Source organism: Bradyrhizobium sp. USDA 4532, from assembly GCF_024171315.1.
GTDB lineage: Bacteria > Pseudomonadota > Alphaproteobacteria > Rhizobiales > Xanthobacteraceae > Bradyrhizobium > Bradyrhizobium australafricanum.
Window position 1 is genome coordinate 6,260,385 of the sequence record NZ_JALJZN010000001.1, and the last position, 20,059, is coordinate 6,280,443.

Annotated in this window: 22 protein-coding genes; 8 read left to right on the top strand and 14 right to left on the bottom strand. The window is 65.6% G+C overall.

What is annotated here, in order from left to right:
- The first annotated feature begins 55 nt into the window (after positions 1–55).
- From J2R76_RS28875 to J2R76_RS28885, 3 genes are all read left to right on the top strand, one after another.
- The gene (locus J2R76_RS28875) at positions 56–382 is read left to right on the top strand and encodes a hypothetical protein (RefSeq protein WP_057020952.1); all 327 of its coding nucleotides are present in this window, start codon (positions 56–58) and stop codon (positions 380–382) included.
- Positions 383–935: 553 nt separating this feature from the next.
- A complete protein-coding gene (locus J2R76_RS28880; protein WP_057020951.1) occupies positions 936–1,169 on the top strand; it encodes a hypothetical protein in 234 nt (77 codons plus the stop codon).
- A gap of 127 nt (positions 1,170–1,296) precedes the next feature.
- A complete protein-coding gene (locus J2R76_RS28885; RefSeq protein ID WP_076834713.1) occupies positions 1,297–1,632 on the top strand; it encodes a hypothetical protein in 336 nt (111 codons plus the stop codon).
- 77 nt (positions 1,633–1,709) lie between these two features.
- On the opposite strand, the gene J2R76_RS28890 is transcribed toward J2R76_RS28885, so the two are convergent.
- The gene (locus tag J2R76_RS28890; protein ID WP_076834711.1) at positions 1,710–2,003 is read right to left on the bottom strand and encodes a DUF1330 domain-containing protein; all 294 of its coding nucleotides are present in this window, start codon (positions 2,001–2,003) and stop codon (positions 1,710–1,712) included.
- A gap of 158 nt (positions 2,004–2,161) precedes the next feature.
- Between J2R76_RS28890 and J2R76_RS28895 the strand changes: the two genes are divergently transcribed.
- Entirely contained in the window at positions 2,162–2,728 is a 567-nt protein-coding gene (locus J2R76_RS28895) for a hypothetical protein (protein WP_076834658.1), read from the top strand.
- Between the two features lie 125 nt (positions 2,729–2,853).
- Here J2R76_RS28895 and J2R76_RS28900 read toward each other — a convergent pair whose 3' ends face one another.
- From J2R76_RS28900 to J2R76_RS28925, 6 genes are all read right to left on the bottom strand, one after another.
- Positions 2,854–3,063, bottom strand: coding sequence for a hypothetical protein (locus J2R76_RS28900; protein ID WP_016847629.1), 210 nt, complete (start codon positions 3,061–3,063; stop codon positions 2,854–2,856).
- A gap of 171 nt (positions 3,064–3,234) precedes the next feature.
- Entirely contained in the window at positions 3,235–4,641 is a 1,407-nt protein-coding gene (gene leuC / locus J2R76_RS28905; protein ID WP_076834656.1) for a 3-isopropylmalate dehydratase large subunit, read from the bottom strand.
- 345 nt (positions 4,642–4,986) lie between these two features.
- On the bottom strand, positions 4,987–5,367 hold the full coding sequence (gene rplS / locus J2R76_RS28910; RefSeq protein WP_018269387.1) for a 50S ribosomal protein L19: 381 nt from the start codon (positions 5,365–5,367) through the stop codon (positions 4,987–4,989).
- A gap of 109 nt (positions 5,368–5,476) precedes the next feature.
- A complete protein-coding gene (gene trmD / locus J2R76_RS28915) occupies positions 5,477–6,238 on the bottom strand; it encodes a tRNA (guanosine(37)-N1)-methyltransferase TrmD (protein ID WP_076834655.1) in 762 nt (253 codons plus the stop codon).
- 9 nt (positions 6,239–6,247) lie between these two features.
- The gene (locus tag J2R76_RS28920) at positions 6,248–7,330 is read right to left on the bottom strand and encodes a zinc-binding alcohol dehydrogenase family protein (protein WP_076834653.1); all 1,083 of its coding nucleotides are present in this window, start codon (positions 7,328–7,330) and stop codon (positions 6,248–6,250) included.
- A 134-nt stretch (positions 7,331–7,464) separates the two neighbouring features.
- Positions 7,465–8,664, bottom strand: coding sequence for an MFS transporter (locus J2R76_RS28925; protein ID WP_076834651.1), 1,200 nt, complete (start codon positions 8,662–8,664; stop codon positions 7,465–7,467).
- Between the two features lie 171 nt (positions 8,665–8,835).
- Between J2R76_RS28925 and gcvA the strand changes: the two genes are divergently transcribed.
- Positions 8,836–9,747 carry a transcriptional regulator GcvA gene (gcvA, locus tag J2R76_RS28930; protein WP_057020944.1) on the top strand — a complete coding sequence of 304 codons (912 nt, stop codon included), beginning with the start codon at positions 8,836–8,838 and terminating at the stop codon, positions 9,745–9,747.
- A 13-nt stretch (positions 9,748–9,760) separates the two neighbouring features.
- Here gcvA and rimM read toward each other — a convergent pair whose 3' ends face one another.
- The 3 genes from rimM to ffh all read right to left on the bottom strand — a co-directional run bounded on the left by rimM (position 9,761) and on the right by ffh (position 12,266).
- The gene (gene rimM / locus J2R76_RS28935) at positions 9,761–10,282 is read right to left on the bottom strand and encodes a ribosome maturation factor RimM (protein WP_076834650.1); all 522 of its coding nucleotides are present in this window, start codon (positions 10,280–10,282) and stop codon (positions 9,761–9,763) included.
- Between the two features lie 18 nt (positions 10,283–10,300).
- The gene (gene rpsP, locus J2R76_RS28940) at positions 10,301–10,633 is read right to left on the bottom strand and encodes a 30S ribosomal protein S16 (protein ID WP_016847621.1); all 333 of its coding nucleotides are present in this window, start codon (positions 10,631–10,633) and stop codon (positions 10,301–10,303) included.
- Positions 10,634–10,718: 85 nt separating this feature from the next.
- Positions 10,719–12,266, bottom strand: a complete 1,548-nt coding sequence (ffh, locus tag J2R76_RS28945; RefSeq protein ID WP_018269389.1) for a signal recognition particle protein — start codon at positions 12,264–12,266, stop codon at positions 10,719–10,721.
- A 426-nt stretch (positions 12,267–12,692) separates the two neighbouring features.
- Here ffh and J2R76_RS28950 point away from each other — a divergent pair, with 426 nt between their 5' ends.
- Positions 12,693–13,757 carry an MBL fold metallo-hydrolase gene (locus J2R76_RS28950; RefSeq protein ID WP_076834648.1) on the top strand — a complete coding sequence of 355 codons (1,065 nt, stop codon included), beginning with the start codon at positions 12,693–12,695 and terminating at the stop codon, positions 13,755–13,757.
- 145 nt (positions 13,758–13,902) lie between these two features.
- On the opposite strand, the gene J2R76_RS28955 is transcribed toward J2R76_RS28950, so the two are convergent.
- Both J2R76_RS28955 and J2R76_RS28960 read right to left on the bottom strand, forming a co-directional pair.
- Complete coding sequence (locus J2R76_RS28955) at positions 13,903–14,643, bottom strand: SIMPL domain-containing protein (RefSeq protein WP_076834709.1); 741 nt, start codon at positions 14,641–14,643, stop codon at positions 13,903–13,905.
- Between the two features lie 5 nt (positions 14,644–14,648).
- Complete coding sequence (locus J2R76_RS28960; RefSeq protein WP_057020941.1) at positions 14,649–15,353, bottom strand: GyrI-like domain-containing protein; 705 nt, start codon at positions 15,351–15,353, stop codon at positions 14,649–14,651.
- 183 nt (positions 15,354–15,536) lie between these two features.
- Between J2R76_RS28960 and dapF the strand changes: the two genes are divergently transcribed.
- Together dapF and mtaB are read left to right on the top strand one after the other, a co-directional pair.
- Complete coding sequence (dapF, locus tag J2R76_RS28965; protein WP_076834644.1) at positions 15,537–16,424, top strand: diaminopimelate epimerase; 888 nt, start codon at positions 15,537–15,539, stop codon at positions 16,422–16,424.
- An 18-nt stretch (positions 16,425–16,442) separates the two neighbouring features.
- Entirely contained in the window at positions 16,443–17,717 is a 1,275-nt protein-coding gene (gene mtaB, locus J2R76_RS28970; RefSeq protein WP_076834642.1) for a tRNA (N(6)-L-threonylcarbamoyladenosine(37)-C(2))-methylthiotransferase MtaB, read from the top strand.
- Between the two features lie 260 nt (positions 17,718–17,977).
- Here mtaB and J2R76_RS28975 read toward each other — a convergent pair whose 3' ends face one another.
- Positions 17,978–19,117 (bottom strand): DUF2336 domain-containing protein, encoded by a 1,140-nt coding sequence (locus J2R76_RS28975; protein ID WP_076834640.1) that lies wholly within the window; start codon positions 19,115–19,117, stop codon positions 17,978–17,980.
- Between the two features lie 204 nt (positions 19,118–19,321).
- Positions 19,322–20,023 carry an RluA family pseudouridine synthase gene (locus J2R76_RS28980; protein ID WP_057020938.1) on the bottom strand — a complete coding sequence of 234 codons (702 nt, stop codon included), beginning with the start codon at positions 20,021–20,023 and terminating at the stop codon, positions 19,322–19,324.
- Between the last annotated feature and the right edge of the window lie 36 nt (positions 20,024–20,059).

The window sequence follows — 20,059 nt, forward strand, 5'->3', positions numbered from 1 at the left end:
TGGGAGACCGTGCCGCCCACGAATGGGGCTCAAGAATCGAGCTTGGGTGGGCGTAATGAAACGGATCGTGGCGACAGCGCTGTTGGCTGTAGCAGTCGGGCTCTCGCTCCCGGCGACAAAGGCGCAGGCACAGAGCGCGGCGGCTGAGGCGCGCGTCGGCGAGGCGGCACCGGTCGCGCGCACGCGCGTCGTCGAGCGCCGCCGGCTGAAGCGCGTGCCGATCTACCGGTCCCGGCCCGATCATTGGGAACCCGATGTCATCCCGCGCTACAACCCCGGTCCGAACGCCGTGCGCGACTGCACCGCGACCTATGTGCAGGAGCACCGGCCGAGCGGTACCGTGATCACGCCGCGCATGAACTGCTTCTGGCGGCCGGGCTAGTTACGCGTATGTCGGCGCGTTGCGCCGATCATCGCAACAGCCGCGATCAAACCTGTCGCCCATAAACCGCCGCCGCCATCAGCATCCGCGTGCGATGGCTTGCGGTGCCGATGTCGTCGCCCGGTCCTTGGCGGCGAGCGCGACATCGCCGAGCATGATGGAACAGCTGAGCGCCGCGAGGGCTGTTCGAAGCAGCCACCTGCGTGCGCGTTTGTGTCATGGCAATCCTGCAACGGACAGAACGCGAGATACGACCATCGTCTATGTCGTTTGCACACCAACGCGAAAAATCGCGCGCAGTGCCGGAACCTGAAGCGCGCCGGCAGCATTCATGTTCGTGGCGCAGTCATTCACTTCCCATTCACGTCGTCCGCATTCTGCTAGCGATCTGCGTCGCGGCAACGGCGTCGATTCGAAAGCTGAAGCGTTTTCCAGCGGAGCCTGTCCCGCGCGTGATGCGGGACGGACACCGGTTCGCGTGAGGAAAACGCGTCAAGCAGAAGTTCAAGTCGTCGCTGCAAGACGTGACATCAAAGGATCAAGGAGACAATTCATGAAGGCGATGAAGGTTCTGGGGCTCGCGGCTGTCGGTGCCGTGTTGGTGTTGGCGGCGCCGGCCGAGCGTGCAAGCGCGATGTCGCTCGCCACGCCGGGCACAGCCGCCACGGTTCAGGACAACGCGAACCAGGCGACCACGCAGGTACGCTGGGGTGGGCGCGGCTGGCATCGTGGCTGGCATCGCGGACATCACCGCGGCTGGGGGCATCGTCGCCACTGGCGCCGTTGATCGCGCGGCGTATTAGCGCAGTTGAGACACAGGCCCGTGAGCAGCGGGCCTGTTGTCGTTCTCAGCCATCAAACCGGCAGATTCGCGCACGCGAGATGATATCCATCGCAATCTGCAGGAGTTGATCATGATGAGATGGATCGGTGTCGCGGCTGTCGCTTGTACATTCGCGTTGACGGCGCCGGCATCGGCAACCGCCGCGGCATCAGCCCAGCCGCAGGCCGCGGCACCGCAGCGGCAAGTAGGCAAGGCAACGGATATCAGCGCGCAGCGCTATCATCATTACCATCGTCGCCACTATCACTACGGCTACCGTCCTTATTACCGGCCGTACTACCGGCCCTATTCCTATTATCGGCAGTACGGCTCCTATTATTACGGGCGGCCCTATTACTATCGGCCGTACCCCTATGCTGCGCCGGCGCCATTCACCTTCGGCTTCGGGTTCGGCCCGTTCTGGTGATGCACGCAGTCGCGCCGTGCGCGACATCAGCCGTGCAACAAGAGAGCAGCTCTCCGATCGGAGCCGCTCCGTCCGCCTCAGGGCGCGAAGCCCTTCGCCAGCAGCACAATGCCCTGCGCACCCGCCTTGCGATCCCTGGAGATCTCGACATATTCGGGCGACTCCGACCAGGCGCGGAATGCGGCTTCGTCAGGGAATGACATCAGCACCAGCTTGTCGCGATCCCAGCTGCCCTCGAGCACCGCGGGCTGTTCGTCGGCCGACAGCAGGCGTCCGTTGAACTTCTTGAATACGTCGAAGAAGCGCGCCTGATACCGATCATAGGCGGCGCGATCGGTCATCTTGAGTTGCACGATCACATAGACAGTCACTGACGTTTCTCCCGGACGTTTCGCCGCAGCGTTTTGCGCGTTCATGGCGCATTCACTCAGCGATTTCTAGCGTCATGCCGGGAGCGACTGCAATGAACGCAATGAAACCGGCTGCCATGCAGCTTGGTGCTCGTTGCCGTTGTCAGGGAGGTTCAGAGATGAGGGAGAGCTATTTGCGGCGCGGATTGGTGCGCCGTCTCGGCGTTGCGGCGGCCGCTGTCTTCGCATTGTCGGTTGCTTCGCAGCAGCGCGCCGAAGCGCTGTCGCTGGCGAGCCCGGCCGCCGCGCCCGCGGCAAGGTCTGCGGCCGATGCCATGACGACCCAGGTCCGGCACGGCGGTGGCGGCCACGGCGGCGGAGGTTTTCATGGTGGCGGCTTCCGCGGTGGTGGATTCCACGGCGGCGGATTTCACGGCCGCGGCTTCCGTGGTGGCGGCTTCCGCGCCGCGCCGGCGTTCCATGGCGGCTATCGCTATGGCGGCTTCCATCGCCATTATGGTGGCTACCACCGCTTCTACGGCGGCGGTTACCGCTACGGCTATCGGCCCTATTACCGCCGGCACTTCCATCACCGGCGCTTCTTCTACGGATCGTCCTACTATTACCCGGCCTATTATCATCACCGCCGTTGCCGGGTGGTCTGGACCTATTACGGACCGCGCCGGATCTGCCGGCCGTGGTGGCACCACCGTCACTACTGGCGGCCGTATCGCGTCTATTGGTAAAGTTTGAAATGACAGCGGGCGCCTCACGGCGCCCGTCTTGTTGGGTCCCTCTCTTTGCGCGCTGGAGCGTGTTCGAACGAAGTGGGCGCCGCTTCGCGTGAAGAAAACGCGTCAAGAAAGGGGCGTTAGTCCCAGTTCTTCAGCTTCCAGGACTTTATCTTCCACGGCGTCAGGTTTTCCATCCGCCATTGCGTCCAGCGCTCCGGCGGCCAGTGGCTGAGGCGCGAGGTTTCCTTCACCTCGGGAAGCGGATCGATGATGCGCGCCACGGCACGACGGCGCTTCTGGCGCGTCGCGTCGCTGATCATGTCGACGAATTCGGGTTTATCGGCCACGGCACGCGCTCCTTGCGAAGGCTTGTTTTCGCAAGGAGGCAGTGTGCGTGCGCCCCGTTAACGAGCCGTTTCCGAAACGGCTCGAGCTTGAGACGAAGCAATAGCGTTTTCGAGCGAAGTGGCCCCGGTTCGCGTGAAGAAAACGCGTCAAAAAAGAATCTGGCGCGTACCTTACCGCCAGTCGCGGACGTCGACGAAGTGTCCGGCGATCGCGGCGGCCGCGGCCATCGCGGGCGACACCAGATGAGTGCGGCCCTTGAAGCCCTGGCGGCCCTCGAAATTGCGGTTCGAGGTCGAGGCGCAGCGCTCTTCCGGCTTCAGCTTGTCCGGGTTCATCGCAAGGCACATCGAGCAGCCTGGCTCGCGCCAGTCGAAGCCGGCCGCAATGAAGATCTTGTCGAGGCCTTCGGCTTCCGCCTGCTCCTTCACGATGCCGGAGCCCGGCACGATCATCGCGTTGACATTGCCGTTGACAGTCTTGCCCTCGGCGATCTTCGCGGCAGCGCGCAGGTCCTCGATGCGGCCGTTGGTGCAGGAGCCGATGAAGACGCGGTCGAGCTTGATGTCGGTGATCTTCGTGCCGGCGATCAGGCCCATATATTTCAGCGCGCGATGCTTGGAGATGCGCTTGGCCTCATCGGCGATCTTGTCGGGATCGGGCACGAAGCCGGTCACCGAGATCACGTCCTCAGGGCTCGTGCCCCAGGTGACGATCGGCGGCAGCTTGGCCGCATCGAGCCGGATCTCGTGGTCGAAATGCGCGCCCTCGTCGGAGCGCAGCGTCTCCCAGTAGCGCATCGCGGCGTCCCAGGCGGCGCCCTTCGGCGCCTTCGGGCGGCCGCGCAGGAAGTCGAACGCCTTCTGGTCGGGCGCAACCAGGCCGGCGCGCGCGCCGCCTTCGATCGACATGTTGCAGACCGTCATGCGGCCTTCCATCGAGAGCGCACGGATCGCCTCGCCGGCATATTCCAGCACATAGCCGGTGCCGCCGGCGGTGCCGATCTCGCCGATGATCGCCAAGATGATGTCCTTGCCGGTCACGCCTTCGGGCAACTTGCCGTCGACGATCGCGCGCATGTTCTTGGCCTTCTTCTGGATCAGCGTCTGCGTCGCCAGCACGTGCTCGACTTCGGAGGTGCCGATGCCGTGCGCGAGCGCGCCGAACGCGCCATGCGTCGAGGTGTGGCTGTCACCGCAGACGATGGTGGTGCCGGGCAGCGTAAAACCCTGCTCCGGGCCGATGACGTGAACGATGCCCTGGCGCTTGTCGAACTCGTTGTAATACTCGATGCCGAATTCCTTGGCGTTCTCGGCCATCACCCGCATCTGCTCGATGCTTTCAGGGTCGGGGTTCGGCTTCGAACGGTCGGTGGTCGGGATGTTGTGGTCGACGACGGCGAGCGTCTTCTCGGGCGCGTGCACCTTGCGGCCGGCGGCGCGCAGCCCTTCGAACGCCTGCGGCGAGGTCACCTCGTGCACCAGGTGGCGATCGATATAGAGCAGGCAGGTGCCGTCGTCGGCCTCGTGGACCAGATGGTCGTTCCAGATCTTGTCGTACAGCGTGGTCGGTTTGGACATGAGCTTCAGCTCCAGAAGAAATTCAGTGGTGGGATGGCATGAGCGCGTCTTAAGCGCGCGAGCAGGCGAAAGCGTCCAGGCAGCGTTACGCTGCGCGTCTAAGCTCGGACGTTGCCGACGTCGCAAAGCGACCGAAGAAGCGGCCGGGCAGCCGCGAGCGATCGTCGATCACGACGCGCTGGCAGGTCTGGCTTGCTTGATCCGGAACCATTCTAAATTTCTAACACAGGGCTCATAGCGGCGACAATCGATCGATTGCGCGGGCCTGCAAGTCAGATAGGCGCGCCGCAACAAAAAAGCGCGGGGCAGGCCCCGCGCTTTCGGTCACATCCCCTGAGGGAAACGTTACTCGCCAACGGCGGTCTGGCGGTCCTGCTTCTCGACGATGCGGGCCGACTTGCCGCGCAGGTTGCGCAGATAATAAAGCTTGGCGCGACGAACCTTGCCGCGACGCACGACCTTGATCGAGTCGATCATCGGCGACATCACCGGGAAGACGCGCTCGACGCCTTCGCCGTAGGAGATCTTGCGCACGGTGAAGCTCTCGTTGAGGCCCTGACCGGAACGACCGATGCAAACGCCCTCATAGGCCTGCACGCGGGTACGCTCGCCTTCGACCACCTTCACGTTGACGATGACGGTGTCGCCGGGGCCGAATTCCGGGATATCCTTGGTGGCGGCGAGCTTGTCGAACTGCTCTTTTTCGAGCTGCTGAATAAGGTTCATCGAAATCTCCATCGGCGGCGCGCCCAGCCTTTCGCGGGCTGCGCAAACGTCCATCTATCCTGCGCGGGTGCGGATTTGGCCGCCCGTATAAGGCAAAGCGCAGGGTTTGTCACCCGTCTGTCGTGTTTTTTGTCCCTCGCCGAGCGGCTTTTTGGCCGGCCTTGCGGGCCCAGAGATCGGGCCGCCGGGCCGCCGTCAGGGCCTCGGATTGGGCCAGCCGCCAGGCCGCGACCTTGGCGTGATCGCCGGAAATCAGGATTTCCGGGATCTGCCTGCCCTCGAACTCCTGCGGGCGGGTGTATTGCGGGTATTCCAGTAGTCCTTCGGAAAAGCTTTCCTCGGTTCCCGAGGCCTGCTTGCCCATCACCCCCGGCAACAGGCGGACGCAGGCGTCGATCAGGGCCATCGCGGCGATTTCGCCGCCGGACAGCACATAATCGCCGATCGAGACCTCCTCGAGGCCCCGCGCCTCGATCACCCGCTGGTCGATGCCCTCGAAGCGGCCGCAGACGATCAGGGGCCCGGGCCCGGCCGCCAGCTCCGCGACCTGGGTCTGGGTCAATGGCCGACCGCGCGGGCTCATCAAGAGGCGCGGACGGTCAGGCGCGATATCAGCGGCGTCGATCGCCGCCGCCAGCACATCGGCCCGCAGCACCATGCCGGGGCCGCCGCCGGCCGGCGTGTCGTCGACGCTGCGGTGCTTGTCGGTGGCCGAGGCCCGGATGTCGCGCGCTTCCAGCGCCCAGAGTCCGCCAGCCAGCGCCTTGCCGGCGAGGCTCACGCCGAGCGGCCCCGGAAACATGTCCGGGAAAAGGGTCAGCACGGTGGCGCGCCATGGTGTCGCCTGGGCTGTGGTGTCTTGCGATGTCATGGCCTCTGGTTACGGCACCACGGCCGTGAGGTCGAGGCTCTGCATCATCGCGGCCGCGTCCACCGCGCGTCGGAAGTCGGCAAGCTTGAAGGTCGCGACATTGATCTTGCGCAGGTCCAGCAGGCCTTCGGCGGCGAGGCCGGCGATCTGGCCTGGTGCCGTGCGGTCGTACATGAACTGCCCGACCACCTCCCAGTCGTTGGCCAGCATCTCGCGGAACGAGAGTTCGAGCGGCACCTCGGCGCTGCCCATCAGCACCATCCGGCCGCCACGCCTGAGCGCGCGCAGGGAGGACAGTGTGGTCGAGGTGCTCTTGGCGGTGCCGAGCAGATCGAGCGCGACATCGGCGCTGCCGCCAGCGGCGCGGCGGATGACCGCAAGGTCGGCTGCGGCATCGCCGCTGACGACGGCGGGAATGACGCGCGGGCCGAACGCGTCGCGCAACTGCTCGAGCGCGGCCTCCTTGCGGCCGACGGCGACGACGCGGCCCGCGCCCATCGCGACCGCGAGCATCACGCCGCCCGAACCGAAATAGCCGGTCGCGCCGTTGACAATGATGGTCTGCCCGCCGCGCAGGCCGGAGCGCTGCAAGCCGCCGAACGGCACGATCAGTTTTGCGAGCCCGATCAGCTCGGTCGCCGGCTTGTCGTCGAGATTGGCAAGTGGCGTAACGCAGGCGGCCGGCCAGTGCGCGATCTCCGCGAATACGCCGTCGCGCCAGCGCGCCTGCAATGCGAGCGCCTCCGGCGTCGTCACCGTGGCGGTGAGGCCGATCAGGATCTGCGGCGGATCGCGATCCGGCACGTCGCCGCGCAGATGCGGGCTCAGGAACACGCGGTCACCGCTTTGCACGTGCGTGACGTTGTCGCCGGCGGCGACGACGCGCGCGATCGCGTTGGTGCCCGGCACGAACGGCATCGGTGGCAGGCTGTAGGGCAGTGCGCCGGACAGCAGCCTGTTGGTGTAGGACAGCACCATGCCGGCTTCGATCCGCACCACGACGCCATCGGGCGCGGGCATCGGCGTCGTGACATCCTCGAAGCGCAGATCGTTGTGGGCGTGCAGCCGCCAGGCCTTGTGCGTGCTTGTCATTGGGATGCTCCGTGAGACCATTGCTTAAGTAGCCCGGATGGAGCGAAGCGCAATCCGGGAATCACGCAAGCAATGACGAGCGGCCCCGGATTGCGCTGCGCTTTATCCGGGCTACGGGCTAACCCACGTTATGGTCACGCCGTCGTCGGATCGTCAGCGAGATGCCGCGCGAGCGCGACGGCAAGCGGACAAATCGCCAGCGCCGTGAGCGCGGTTGCTGCGGTCGCGAGCGACGGGCCGAGCGCGTCGCCAAGCAGGCCGTAGATAACAGGCGCGATCGCGCCCGATCCGATCGTTCCGGTATAGAACAGCGCGAAGGCGCGCTCGGTCTGATGCGCGGGGGTGAGTTCGGGCACCGTGCCGTAGAGAACCGAGGAGGTGCCGTTGAGCATCACGCCGAGCAGCGGCAGCAGCACGATGGCCGGCGCCAGCGGCAACACCAGCACGGCCACGATCAGCGCCGCCGTACCACCTTCGGTGATCAGCACCGTGCGCAGCGTCCCGACCCGCGCGCCGAGCCATCCGCAGGTGAATTTTCCCGCCGCGCCGCCGATGAAGACCAGCGCCAGCGCAAGGCCGTTGGTCGGCAGCGAGGCGCCCTTGTCGCGCAACAGGAACGGCAGGAAGGTGAGAAAGCCCATCCTGACCGCGGTGTCGAGAATTCCGATCGCGAGCAGCCAATGAAAGCCGCAGCCTGTGCTGGCGCCGCGCGATGCTGATGCCGCCTTGTGCTCGGCGCCCTTGCCGACGGCCGGCATCCAGAGCGCAATGCAGACCGCGACGAGCAAGCCTGCGAGAGCGAGCACGAGCAGCGCGTGCCGCCACGACATGATCACCAGCAGGATCGAGGTCAGGGCCGGGATCGCCGCCTTGCCGAGATCGCCCGAGAAATTGTAGATACCGAGCGGCCCGCGCGCCGCTGCGCCATAGGCGCGCGACACCGCGGCGGAAGCGATCGGATGCTGCGTGCTCGATCCCGCGCCGGAGAGCGCGAGCGCCAGGCCGAGGCCAATGACACCGCCGGAGCATCCAGCAAACGCGTAGCCGACTGCGGACAGCGCCGTGCCCGCGATCAGGATCACCTTGCCGTCGATCCGCTCCGCGATGCGTCCGACCGGAATCTGCAGCCCGGCCATGGCGCCGGCATAGAGCCCGCGCAGCAGCGCCAGCAGGCCGTAGCTCAGCGCGAATTCGGCCTGCCAGACCGGCAGCAGCACGTAGATGACGTCGGTGTAGCCGTCGTGGAGGGCGTGGTTGAGCCCGGTCACGGTCAGGGTGCGGGTTGACCGGGCACGGTCGGGCCGCGTCGTGCCGGTTTCGGCCGACACGCTCATTGCCGCCCTCCAATGCAAGAAAATCTAAAGATTGCGCGGGCGAGCACCAGGAGGGGACCTCAGAAAAGAAAGCTATACAAGGAGCTTGCATGGCAGCATGCGCCGCCAAGGCGCTTGTCACAAATCAGTAATAATCGGATCATACGTTAGAAAATCTTGTATTGAGGGATCATGTTCGTCCCACGCCGCAGCCTGCCGCCGCTCAATGCGGTGCGTGCCTTCGAGGCCGCCGCACGGCTAGGCAGCTTCAAGGAAGCCGCCGCCGAGCTCAGCGTGACCCATGGCGCGGTCAGTCAGCAGATCCGCCTGCTCGAGGAATGGCTGGGCGCGCCGTCGCTGTTTCGGCGATCGGTGCGGCGCGTGGTGCTGACGCCGGCAGGCGCGGCATTGCTGGCAGAGTTCGCGCCCGCGCTCGACCGGATTTCCGCCGCCGTGCAGCAGCATCGCGAGCGGCGCGGCGATCTGGCGGTCGCGGTGTTGCGCGTCAATGCACTCGCGACCTTCAGCCTGCGCTGGCTGCTGCCGCGGATGAGCCGGTTTCGCGCCGAGCATCCCGATATCGAGGTACGCTTGAGCACGTCGAACGATCCGGTGGATGCGTTGTCTGAATCATTCGACGTCGTGATCCGCGGTGGCCCCGACACCTTCCACGGCTTCTCGTCACGCTTCCTGGTGTCGGAGCGGAGATTGCCGGTATGCAGTCCGTCGCTATTGGGGCAGCTGCCGCTCAATGAGATCGCGGACCTCTCCAGGCACACGCTGCTGCATGTCACGTCGATGCCGCGGCTGTGGCGCGACTGGCTCACCGAGGCCGGGCAATCCGCGCTGGAGCCGGCGGCCGCGCTGACCTTCGATCACTTCTATCTGACGATCCAGGCCGCGCTCGATGGTCTCGGCGTCGCGATGGGACCGACCGCGCTGATCGCGGACGATCTCGCGGCCGGGCGCCTGGTGACGCCGTTTCCGGATGTCAGCCTGCCGGCGCGGAGCTACTTCGCTTACTTCCCGGCGGGGCGCAGCAACGATCCGCACAGCGCGGTGTTCTGCGACTGGCTCGAGCAGCAGGGCCGGATGACGGGTTGAAGATTATTTTCGATCAGGCCGCCGACGGATCGTCGCCGTCGATTTCCTTGGGCAGGTCGATCACCACGCGGCCGCCGTCGAGATCGACAGTCGGCACCACGGCATTGGTGAACGGCAGCAGCATCGTCGCGCCCTGCGGCGGGGCGATCTCGATGATGTCGCCGGCGCCGAAATTATGGATCGCGATCACCTTGCCGAGCGGCTGCTCCGTCGTCGTCACCGCGGCGAGCCCGATCAGATCGGTGTGGTAGTATTCGCCGTCGTCGGTGTCCGGCAGCCGGTCGCGCGGAACGTAGAGCTCGAGCCCGTTGAGCCGTTCGGCATCATCGCGGCTGGCGACGCCCTTCAGCGTCACCACCAGATGGTCCTTGGCCTCACGCACATGCGTGACCTCGAACTGGCGCGTGCCGTCCCTGGTCATCAGCGGACCGTAGTCCTTCACGGCCAGCGGATCTTCGGTGAAGGTCCAAAGCCTGACGGCGCCGCGCACGCCATGCGCAGCGCCGATACGGGCGACACAGACCGGTGCAGCCACCGTGGTCGCCGTTCAGCCTTAAGCCTTGGCGGCGGCTTCGGCCTGCGCCTTGCGCTCCTTGCGCGGCACGGCCTTTTCCGGGTTGTTGCGCGGCGCGCGCTTCTTGACGCCGGCGGCGTCGAGGAAGCGGGTCACGCGATCCGACGGCTGCGCGCCCTTGGCGAGCCAGGCCTTCACCTTGTCCATGTCGAGCTTCAGGCGCGACTCGTTGTCCTTCGGCAGCAACGGGTTGAAGTGGCCGAGACGCTCGATGAAGCGGCCATCGCGCGGGAAGCGCGAGTCGGCGACGACGACGTGATAGACGGGACGCTTCTTGGTGCCTGCGCGAGCGAGGCGGATAACAACGGACATTCAGTTCTCCTTCAAAGGTCGATGTGTTCGATTGATTGGCATTCCGCGTCGCGCCGGCCGTATACGAGCCGTCGCGACGAATTCCTCATTTCTTCTTGCCCGGGAAACCGCCGAGGCCCGGCAGCATCGGCTTGCCGGAAAGGCCGGTTAGGCCCGGCACGTTCGGCAAGCCGCCGCGCAGCCCGGCCGGCAAATCCTTCGGCAGATTGGGCAGGCCGCCGCCGGCGCCGCCCTGCATCTTCTCGGCGAGCGCCTTCATCTCCTCGGCCGAGGGCGGCTTCATGCCGCCGCCGAATCCCATCGCCTGCGCGATGCCGGCGAGCGGGCCGCGTTTGCCGCTGCCCATGGCCTTCATCATGTCGGCCATGTTCCGGTGCATCTTCAGCAGCTTGTTGACGTGCTCGACGCTCTGGCCAGCGCCTGCCGCGATGCGCTTCTTGCGGCTCGCCTTCAGGATGTCCGGGTTCTTGCGCTCCTGCCGCGTCATCGAGTCGATGATCGCGACCTGGCGCTTCAGGATCTTGTCGTCGATGCCGGCCGCCGCGATCTGGTTCTTCATCTTGGAGATGCCGGGCATCATGCCCATCAGGCCGCCGATGCCGCCCATATTCGCCATCTGCTGCAGCTGCTCGCGCATGTCGTTGAGGTCGAACTGACCCTTGCGCATGCGTTCGGCGGTGCGCGCGGCCTTCTCGGCGTCGATATTGGCGGCGGCCTTCTCGACCAGCGAGACCACGTCGCCCATGCCGAGGATGCGGCCGGCGATGCGGTTCGGATGGAAGTCTTCCAGCGCGTCGGTCTTTTCGCCGGTGCCGATCAGCTTGATCGGCTTGCCGGTGACCGCGCGCATCGACAGCGCGGCGCCGCCGCGGCCGTCGCCGTCAACGCGCGTCAGCACGATGCCGGTGAGGCCGACGCGCTCGTCGAACGAGCGCGCGAGGTTGACCGCGTCCTGGCCGGTGAGGCTATCCGCGACCAGCAGCACTTCGTGCGGGTTGGCGGCGGCTTTGATCTCGGCCGCCTCCTTCATCATGTCTTCGTCGAGCGTGGTGCGGCCGGCGGTGTCGAGCAGCACGACGTCGTAGCCGCCGAGCTTGCCGGCCTCCAACGCGCGCCTTGCGATCTGCGGCGGCATCTGGCCGGCGACGATCGGCAGCGTCGGAATGTCGAGGTCGCGGCCGAGCACCGCGAGCTGTTCCATCGCCGCCGGGCGGTAGACGTCGAGCGAGGCCATCAGCACCTTGCGCTTGTCGCGCTGGACCATGCGGCGCGCGAGCTTTGCGGTGGTGGTGGTCTTACCGGAGCCTTGCAGACCGACCATCATGATCGGCACCGGCGGCACGGAGTTGATATCGATGGTCTGGCCGTCGGAGCCGAGCGTGGCGACGAGCTCGTCATGGACGATCTTCACCACCATCTGGCCCGGCGTCACCGACTTGACGACGGTGGCGCCGATCGCCTGCTCGCGGACCCGGTCGATGAAGCTACGGACCACCTCGAGCGCGACGTCGGCCTCGAGCAGCGCGCGGCGCACCTCGCGCATTGCGGCATCGACGTCCTTTTCGGTCAGCGCACCGCGCCCCGTCAGACGATCGAGAATGCCACCAAGCCGTTCCGACAGATTGTCGAACAATGCCGTTGTCCTCTTTTACCTCTCCCCGCCTGCGGGGAGAGGTCGCCGCGCATTTGCGCGGCGGGTGAGGGGGTACAGGGCTATCCACACGCACAGTGCGCGGAGAGAGCTCCTCACCCCGACCCTCTCCCCGCAAGAGCGGGGCGAGGGAGAAGGAAATCCAAACACTTTCGCGCCCGAGGGCGCATCGCGCTGTCGGGCGTTGGCCTCTGGCCTCCAGGACCAGTCGGCGGGTCGAAAAGACGGAGCTTTCCGAGAAAGTGGCCGGGTTAAACGCTGCCGGGGCGGCAAAGTCAAGGAAAGTTTCGCTGAAATCCGCTCAGTCTGGACAGTAAGGTACTGAAATCACGTCGATTTGCCCTATTGGTTCCGAATTCGCCGCTGCCACCCATATAACCGGAGCCTGCCTCCTATTCCGGAACCCGCGTGCTGATCACCCGCCGCCGCCTTCTCGCAACCTTGACCGGAGCCGCCGCAGCGATCGGTGTGCCCTCGATCTGGATGACGACCATGAAAACCTACGACGGCCCCGTGTCCGATCATTTCGACGGCCTGCACTTCTTCGATCCGGACGGCTCGCCGCCGAAATCGCTTGGTGAGGTGCTGCGCTGGCAGTTCGGGGGCGGCCGGAAGCGCGCAGTCTGGCCGGAATGGGCGCCGAGCCCCCATGCCGATACGCCGCCGCCCCGCGTCGAGGGCGACAAGGTGCGGCTCTGTTTCGTCGGTCATGCCAGCTGGCTGATCCAGACCGCGGGCCTCAACATCCTGTTCGATCCGGTGTGGTCGATGCGGGCCTCGCCGTTCAGCTTCGCCGGGCCGAAGCGGCACAACGATCCCGGCATCGCATTCGATAAACTGCCCAGGATCGATGTCGTGCTGGTGTCGCACGGCCACTACGACCATCTCGACGTCGCGACGCTGTCGAAACTTGCGGGTGCATTTGGTCCTCGCGTGATCACGCCGCTCGGCAACGACGTCACGATGCGTACGTCCGATGCCGCGATCAAAGCCGAGGCGTTCGACTGGCATCAGCGCGCCGAGCTCGGCAATGGCCTTGCCGCGACACTGGTGCCGACGCGGCACTGGTCGGCGCGCGGCCTGTTCGATCGCAACAAGGCGCTGTGGGCGAGTTTTGTTTTGGAGACGCCGGCCGGCAAGCTCTACATCGTCGGCGATTCCGGCTACGGCGACGGGGGACATTTCCGCCGGGTGGCCGAGGCGCATGGACCGTTGCGGCTCGCGATCCTGCCGATCGGCGCCTATGAGCCGCGCTGGTTCATGCGCGACCAGCACATGAACCCGGAGGATGCGGTGAAGGCGCTGGCCGATTGTGGCGCCGCCCAGGCGCTGGCGCATCACCACGGCACATTCCAGTTGACCGACGAGGCGATCGACGCGCCCGCGATCGCGCTTGGCGAAGCGCTCGACGCCGCCAAGGTGCCGCGCGGGAAGTTTGTCGCGTTGAAGCCCGGGCAGGTGTTCGAAATCTAAATGCTGTCGTCCCGGCGAAGGCCGGGACCCATTACCCCAAATATTAATTGTTGCGCGACGCTGGGGCCACGATTCCGTTCACAACTAAACTCGGTGGTAATGGGTCCCGGCCTTCGCCGGGACGACGTCAATTGGCTGCCTTGAATTACTTCTCCTTGATCGCCCAGGAGACGCTGACATTGACCGTCAGTGTTTCCTCGCCTTGCGCCACCGGCGTCGGCGCGGCGAAGCCTGCCGTCGCCATCTTGGGACGGAACACCGGGACCGGCGCCGAGCCGACCTCCGCAATATTCACGGGTGCGCCGAGCGTGACGCCGGCGGCCTTGGCGTAGATCTCGGCCTTGCGGCGGGCGTCGGCGATCGCCTTTTCGCGCGCCTCGTCGAGCAGCTTCGAGGCCTGCGACACCGAGAAATTGAGCCCGCCGATATCGTTGGCGCCGGCGCCGACCAGCACGTCGATGACGCTGGCGACCTTGCTTACATCGTGCAGCCTGATCGTGACGCGATTGCTCGCATGGTAGCCGACGATGCTGGGCGGGGCGTTCGGCGACGACGGCCCACGATTGGCGAATTGCGGCTGCAGCGACAGCCGCGAGGTCTGAAAGTCCTTCTCCGCGATCCCGGCGCCCTTCAGCGCGGCCAGCACCTTGCCCATCGTCACATTGTTGGCTTCGGCGGCTTCGCGTGCGGTCTTGGCGTCGGTGGTGACGCCGGCGTCGAGCTGCGCCTGGTCGGGCGGCGCCGACAAGGTCGCCTCGCCGGTGACCGAAACCGCCGGCGGAAAGTCGTCATTCGCCAGTACGGGCGCAGCCAGCAGCGTGGTCGCGATCAGGGTGGCGGCGAAGGAGAGGCCAACGGGGAGGCCAAGCGGTAGGCGATGGGTCATCTGGCTCACTTCAGGGGTACGTAGACGTTGATCACAAGCTTGTCCTCCGCGGTCTTCAGCGGATCGGTGATGTATTCCTCGATAAAGGTGTCCTTGGCTTCGAGCTTCTTGTCGTCGAGGTGGTTGGTGATCGCCTCATAGGTGTTGTCCATGTTGTCGTAGGAACCGCGATGGACGAACTTCAGCGCCTTGCCGTCGGGCGAATTGCCCATGCTCATGTTCTTGCCGAGGTTCTTGACGTCCTGATCGACCGGGATCTCGGCGATGAAGGTGAAGCCGGTGTCGTCGGTCGAGGTGTAGACGATCATCGGATTGCCCGATGCCTTGACGCCGTCCTTGTCGAGCAGCGCGGTGAGCTGCTTGAACGCCTCGATCAGGGCGTCGAAGGCGGAATCCCAATTGGCCGTGCCCTTCAGCATCACGACCTTTTTCGGCTCCAGCGTGAACGGCTCGCCGAAGGGATCGGCGGTCTGCACCGGGGCGGCCGGCGCCGGCGCCGGGGTCTGCGCTGCGGCCGGGCTGTCGGCCGGCGACTTGGTCTCGGCCGGCGGGGGCACCGGTGTCGCCGACGGTGCAGGGGCAGGGGTCGGGCTCGCTGCGGGAGCGGGCGAGGCTGACGGCGACTGGGCAGGGGCCGGGCTTGCCAGTGCGATCGCGGCCAAGGGCAGCAGCGCGACCAGGGCCGCGCGGAGCGTGTTGATACGGTTCATTGGTTTTTCTCCATCCCCTGCCTCGAACGGCCGCTCGATCTGTCCCGGCGCGCGGTCCGCGAGGTGCGATATTCCTAACACGCAAGTTCTGCATTCGTCCCATGACAGATGTGTCATGGGGCCATTCAGGCTGGCTAACTGGCCACCACTCGCCATATAACCGGGCAGAATTTGGGAAAATCGATGAGCGCGCTCGCCAATCACGCATTCGCCAAGATGAACGGCATCGGCAACGAGATCGTCGTCGTCGACCTGCGCGATTCAGCGGTACAAGGTCGGGCACAGGTGTCGGCAGCGGAGGCGCGCGCCGTGGCTTCGCCGGCGGGCGGCGTGCCCTATGACCAGCTGATGGTGCTGCAGCCGCCGCGGCTCGACGGCACCGAAGCGTTCATCTCGATCTACAACAATGACGGCTCGGAGGCCGGGGCCTGCGGCAACGGCATGCGCTGCGTGGTGCGGCGGATTTTCGAGAAGACCGGCCAGACATCAGCGACGTTCCAGACCCGCGCCGGCCTGCTCAATTGCTGGCAGGGGCCGGCGCCCGATCTCTATACCGTCGACATGGGCGCGCCGAAGTTCGGCTGGCAGGACATTCCGCTGGCTGAGGAGTTTCGCGACACCCGCTACATCGAGCTGCAGGTCGGGCCGATCGACAATCCGGTCTTGCATTCGCCCTCGGTGGTCTCGATGGGCAATCCGCATGCGATCTTCTGGGTCGACGACGTCAATGCCTACGACCTCGAACGTTTCGGGCCGCTTTTGGAACACCACCCGATCTTTCCGGAGCGCGCCAACATCACCCTCGCCCATATCGTCGATCGCGACCACATCACGATCCGCACCTGGGAGCGCGGCGCCGGTCTCACCAAAGCGTGCGGCTCGGCGGCCTGCGCGACGGCGGTTGCGGCGGCGCGGCTGAAGCGTGCCAATCGCAGCGTCGAGATCACGCTGCCCGGCGGCAAGCTCGGCATCGAGTGGCGCGAGCGCGACGATCACGTGCTGATGACCGGCACCGCCGATTTCGAATATGAGGGCCGCTTCGATCCGGCGCTATTCGCCAGCGTCGCTTGATCGGGCGTGAGATCGGTTATGGGCGTCGATGTCGTCACCTTTGGCTGCCGCCTCAATTCATTTGAATCCGAGGTGATCAGGCGCGAGGCGGAGCAGGCCGGGCTTACCGATGCCATCGTCATCAACAGTTGCGCCGTCACCAACGAGGCGGTGGCGCAGGCGCGGCAGTCGATCCGCAAGTTGAAACGCCAACGCCCGCATGCGCGCATCGTCGTCACCGGTTGTGCGGCGCAGACGCAAAGCCAGATGTTCGCCGAGATGGCCGAGGTCGATCGCGTCGTCGGCAATGACGAGAAGATGCGCGGCGAGGCGTGGCGCGTGACACGTTCAGCATTCGAGGCGCCGTTCGGCATCGATGCGAGCGAAAAGGTCGCGGTCGCCGACATCATGGCGGTGACCGAGATGGCGCCGCATCTGCTCGGCGGCTTCGAGCGCGGCCTGCCTCGCGTATTCGTGCAGGTGCAGAACGGCTGCGATCATCGCTGCACCTTCTGCATCATCCCCTACGGCCGCGGCAATTCGCGCTCGGTGCCGATGGGCGCGGTGGTCGATCAGGTCCGCGCGCTGGTCGAGCGCGGCCATGCCGAGATCGTGCTGACCGGCGTCGATCTCACGAGCTATGGCGCCGACCTGCCGGGCGCGCCAAAACTCGGCCAGTTGACCCGGCAGATCCTGCGCCATGTGCCCGAGCTGAAGCGGCTGCGCATCTCGTCGATCGATTCGATCGAGGCGGATCGCGACCTGCTCGATGTCATCGCCGACGATGCGCGGCTGATGCCGCATCTGCATCTGTCGTTGCAGTCCGGCGACGACATGATCCTGAAGCGGATGAAGCGCCGGCATTCACGAAAGGACGCGATCGATTTCTGTGCGCAGGTCCGCCGGCTGCGGCCGGACATCGCTCTCGGCGCCGACATCATCGCGGGCTTCCCGACCGAGTCTGAAGCGATGTTCGCGCGTTCGCTCGATCTGGTCGCGGAATGCGATCTTACCTTCCTGCACGTGTTTCCCTATTCGAAGCGCCCCGGAACGCCCGCCGCACGGATGCCGCAGGTCGATGGCGGCGCGATCAAGGAGCGCGCCAGGCGGCTGCGCGCGGCAGGCGAAGCCGCGCTGCTGCGCCGGCTTGACGCGGAAGTCGGCGCGATGCGCGAGGTGCTGACCGAGAGCGAGCGGCAAGGCCGCACCGAGCACTTCCTGCCGGTCGCGATCGAGAGAGATGTGCCGGGCATGGTACGCGCGATGACTATCCGCGGCCATGACGGTGCGCGGCTCATTGCATCGGGCCGCTGAGAAAGTTCGCTCCCATTGTTCTCCCGGCGCAGGCCGGGGCCCATTACCCCAGATCTCAATTGCTGCGCGACGCTGGGGCCGCGATCTCGCACGGTCACAGAATGCGGTGGTTATGGGTCCAGGCTTTCGCCACGACGACGAATGTGGGGAGCCGCGCATGGCGCGTCCGGAGCAGCGGATCACCTGCATTTCGCATGTGATGATACTGAACCAGCTATTTGACAGGTTGAATCTCTACATGCGCATCGTGCATGACGCACTCAGTGCGTGCGCCCGCCCAGCCTTGCCGGCTGCGACGCGCGAACCTGCCAGAACCGCAGCAGGCGATCGGCGTTTTCGCGGGTCAATTTCGTGAACTGGCTCTTCGCACGGGCGAGCTCGACCGGTCCCATGGAGCCGGTGGTATAGCGACATTCCATCACCGCGGCGGCGGTATCCCAACTCAGGCCTGCCGCCCGGCACGGCACCAGCAGGCCCTCACTGCGCAGGCTTTGCATCAGGGAGCGGATCACCTCGATGTTCGACTGCGCAAGATACGCCAGCGCAACGATGGTCTCTTCATATTTTCGCTGCCTGGCGAAACCGAGCAGTGAGGCTTCGTTGAGCTCGCCGTCGTCCTTCAGCTTCGCGACGTGGTGCTTGGCCGCGGTGAAGTCGCGGACTTGCGACATGTCGCGCTCGACGCCGGCGGCGACCGCTGCGATCGCATGCCGGATTTCTTCGAACAGATAGGGCGGGGCGCGTTCCAGCAGACGGCCGCGAACCTCTTCCGTCGCGCGGCGCAGGAGCTGAAGGCGGAGCTCCGACTGCAGGTCGGCGCGAATGCCGGTCTCGACCGCAAGCACCGGATCGTGCTCGGCCTGCGCGAGGATGACGGCAAATCCGCCCGGCGATACTTTGGCGCCGGGATTGGTGACCAGGCGGTGGCTCACGCTCGCAAAGCGACGCGCCAGAAGCGCGTCAGTGACGACCTCCTTTAGCCACCAGCGGCCGGCGACGGCGAGCAGATGCTGCTCGCTCTTGGTCCGTGCGATCTCGACCAAATCGTCCGCGCTGAGCCGCGACGATTCCTGCAGGATCGGCCGCGCGATCCTGATCTCGTCATTGCTGGCGAGACGGCGAATGATCGCGGGCGGTGCCTGGGCGACCGGTGCGAGCTGCTCGCTGATGTCGGTGAGCGCCATCCGGGCGCTGATGTCGGCGAGCGCGCGCAACTCGATGGTCTTCACCAGACGCTCGAGCACGTTGTCGAACAGCTCGATCTGTTCGCTGTTGAACTTGCCGGCGGATGCGAGGAAAAGGCCGGTGACGCGCCTTGCCGTGGCCAGGCATTTATCGGCGGAGCCGGCGCGTATCGCAGCCTCGACCTCGTCGACAATTGCTTGTCCATCATTCAGCATTGCTCGTCCTGAGCCGTCGCAGCGCGCTTTTCTAAGCTGCCTTCAGGACTAGCGGATGGGCCTGAATGTTCCGTAAAGGATAATTGTCCGTAAAATCACGGAGGCTAAAGCGCGATGAGGTTGGGCTGGATCGTCATCGCGCTTTAGCTCTTTGTTTGAGCATAATCTTTTCGGAAAACCGCTTCGCACTTTTCCGGATCATGCTTAGTCGCCGTTCCAGCCGCAGGCCCTGAGCCGCTCCCGCATGTGTTCGGGTGCCGGCGCGACCACATGCACCGGGTCCTTGTTCCTGGAGATCGGGATGCCGATCTCGCGGGAATGCAGATGCAGGGTCGGCTCACCGAAGCGCGGACCATTGCCATAGATATTGTCGCCGACGATCGGCCAGCCCATCGCCGCCGAATGCACCCGCAGCTGATGGGTGCGGCCGGTGACCGGCTCCATCGCGAGCCAGGTGAGGCCATCGCCACGCCCCAGCACCTTCCAGTTGGTGATCGCCTTCTGGCCATCCGGGTCCGGCTTCTGCCACCAGCCGCGCTCGGCGTTGAGCCGGCCGAGCGGCATGTCGATGGTGCCTTCATCCTCGGCAGGGCCGCCCTCGACCACGGTCCAATAGGTCTTCGAGATCTTGCTGTGCTTGAACAACAGCCCGAGCGAGGCGGTTGCCTTGCGGTGACGTCCCAGGACGAGGCAGCCCGAGGTGTCCTTGTCCAGCCGATGCGCCAGCACCGGCGGCCGCGGCAGGCCGAACCGCAGCGCTTCGAACGAGGCCTCCAGATTGGGGCCGCCCTTGGGACCGCGATGCACCGGCAGGCCGGCCGGCTTGTCGATCACCAGCATCAGGCCGTCGCGGTGGAGCACCCGGCCCAGGATTTCTTCCGCGGTTAGTTGGGGAACATCGATCAATTCGTCGAGACTTTCGTTTATGGGCCGAAACGGCTA

Coding starts and splice junctions, on each gene's coding strand:
- J2R76_RS28875 (WP_057020952.1), top strand. CDS start 56: ATGAAACGGATCGTGGCGACAGCGCTGTTGGCTGTAGCAGTCGGGCTC.
- J2R76_RS28880 (WP_057020951.1), top strand. CDS start 936: ATGAAGGCGATGAAGGTTCTGGGGCTCGCGGCTGTCGGTGCCGTGTTG.
- J2R76_RS28885 (WP_076834713.1), top strand. CDS start 1,297: ATGATGAGATGGATCGGTGTCGCGGCTGTCGCTTGTACATTCGCGTTG.
- J2R76_RS28895 (WP_076834658.1), top strand. CDS start 2,162: ATGAGGGAGAGCTATTTGCGGCGCGGATTGGTGCGCCGTCTCGGCGTT.
- leuC (WP_076834656.1), bottom strand. CDS start 4,641: ATGTCCAAACCGACCACGCTGTACGACAAGATCTGGAACGACCATCTG.
- rplS (WP_018269387.1), bottom strand. CDS start 5,367: ATGAACCTTATTCAGCAGCTCGAAAAAGAGCAGTTCGACAAGCTCGCC.
- trmD (WP_076834655.1), bottom strand. CDS start 6,238: ATGACATCGCAAGACACCACAGCCCAGGCGACACCATGGCGCGCCACC.
- J2R76_RS28920 (WP_076834653.1), bottom strand. CDS start 7,330: ATGACAAGCACGCACAAGGCCTGGCGGCTGCACGCCCACAACGATCTG.
- J2R76_RS28925 (WP_076834651.1), bottom strand. CDS start 8,664: ATGAGCGTGTCGGCCGAAACCGGCACGACGCGGCCCGACCGTGCCCGG.
- gcvA (WP_057020944.1), top strand. CDS start 8,836: ATGTTCGTCCCACGCCGCAGCCTGCCGCCGCTCAATGCGGTGCGTGCC.
- rpsP (WP_016847621.1), bottom strand. CDS start 10,633: ATGTCCGTTGTTATCCGCCTCGCTCGCGCAGGCACCAAGAAGCGTCCC.
- J2R76_RS28955 (WP_076834709.1), bottom strand. CDS start 14,643: ATGACCCATCGCCTACCGCTTGGCCTCCCCGTTGGCCTCTCCTTCGCC.
- J2R76_RS28960 (WP_057020941.1), bottom strand. CDS start 15,353: ATGAACCGTATCAACACGCTCCGCGCGGCCCTGGTCGCGCTGCTGCCC.
- dapF (WP_076834644.1), top strand. CDS start 15,537: ATGAGCGCGCTCGCCAATCACGCATTCGCCAAGATGAACGGCATCGGC.
- mtaB (WP_076834642.1), top strand. CDS start 16,443: ATGGGCGTCGATGTCGTCACCTTTGGCTGCCGCCTCAATTCATTTGAA.
- J2R76_RS28975 (WP_076834640.1), bottom strand. CDS start 19,117: ATGCTGAATGATGGACAAGCAATTGTCGACGAGGTCGAGGCTGCGATA.